This is a genomic window from Chryseobacterium sp. AG844, assembly GCF_003182335.1.
Lineage (GTDB): Bacteria > Bacteroidota > Bacteroidia > Flavobacteriales > Weeksellaceae > Chryseobacterium > Chryseobacterium cupriresistens.
In genome coordinates, this window is record NZ_QGTV01000048.1 from 1 (window position 1) to 1,275 (window position 1,275).

A 1,275-nucleotide genomic window follows, 5' to 3' on the forward strand; every position below is an offset into this window, starting at 1 on the left:
ACCTTGAGTTAGCTTGCGTAGGGTGAACGTCTTTGATTTTTACCCTACTTTCTTCAAAATCTATCTGGTAAAAAGTTTTATTTTTAAATAAAATATACATCAGTTCCAAGAGTTTTCTTTGTACAGCAACCAATCCCTTCATTTTAATTCCTGTTTTTTCTGTAATTCTTTGAAACAAATCCTGATGGTTTTTATTCATTTTGACGGCTGTCATGGCAGGAAAATGTAATGTTTTTCGAATATTTTTATTTCCTTTCTTACTAATTCTTGGCTTACCTTTTATTGATGTTCCGGACTGTTTCTCGCGGATATCTAATCCTGCATAACTTACCAGTTGTTTTTTATTTCTGATTAGCTCAAAACCATTGGTTTCAGCTAAAACAGCAATTGCCGTTGATTTTCCAATACCCGGAATACTGCTCAACAGATTAACTCCCCTGGTAGCCTCAGGACTTTTCTTTACCTGTGCAAGCATATCCTCATTAATTTCTTTCTCCTGTTTTTTCAATAGCGAAATACGCTCGGTCAGCCGTTTTATGGTTCTTGAATTCGGAAGAGCTTGAGTCTTTTCAGCATGCAGCTTATTCATACACCTTACCCTTTCCTGAATAACCTGGTTTTTCTCGCGGCTTAGCTGCTGAAGTTCTTTATACACAAGGTTTGCGGGTTGCCATAATTCTAGTTTTCTGCTTAAACCAAACTGTGTAATAGCTATGGAACAGCTTTTATCGGTAATGGTTTTGATATCCAGAGTCCTGATGAAATTACTGATCTTATTAGGTAGCACAATGACTGTTTTTTCTTCCTTTGCATAAAGAAAATGAGCAAATCTTTCATGATACACCCCCGTAGCCTCCATGACAAAAATAACCTCTATATTAAGTGTCTTTTTGCTGTACACCCATTTAAGAAGTGATTCAAAGCCTTTTTCGCTGTTGCTAAAAACTTTATAATCTTTGATTTCTGTACTTAGATCTTCCATTAATTTGCCAAAACTTGCCACCAGTTCATCTTTGGCTACATCTATTCCTACAACCTGTTTTAATGCACTCATATTTTTATCTTTAAATAAAAGCAAGTCTTCCTTCGTTTTGTCTCCTGATTATTATCCAAGATATCTTTTTCGATCCTTTAAATTCTGTTCAAACTCTAAAAGGAATAAAGAAGTGAGGACATTTCTAAAGCACAATATACTTCCTGAGTTATTTAGCCAAAACTGTTCTCTCACCCCTTTTGCTTTGTATGTAAATTTATTCTTTTGCAAACATAGGAGCC

General features: G+C 35.1%; 1 protein-coding gene. It reads right to left on the minus strand.

Going from position 1 to position 1,275, the window contains the following annotated elements; translation table 11 throughout:
* The coding region (locus DEU40_RS22190) for an IS110 family transposase (protein ID WP_228406602.1) at positions 1–1,054 on the minus strand (1,054 nt) is incomplete at its 3' end.
* Positions 1,055–1,275: the final 221 nt, after the last annotated feature.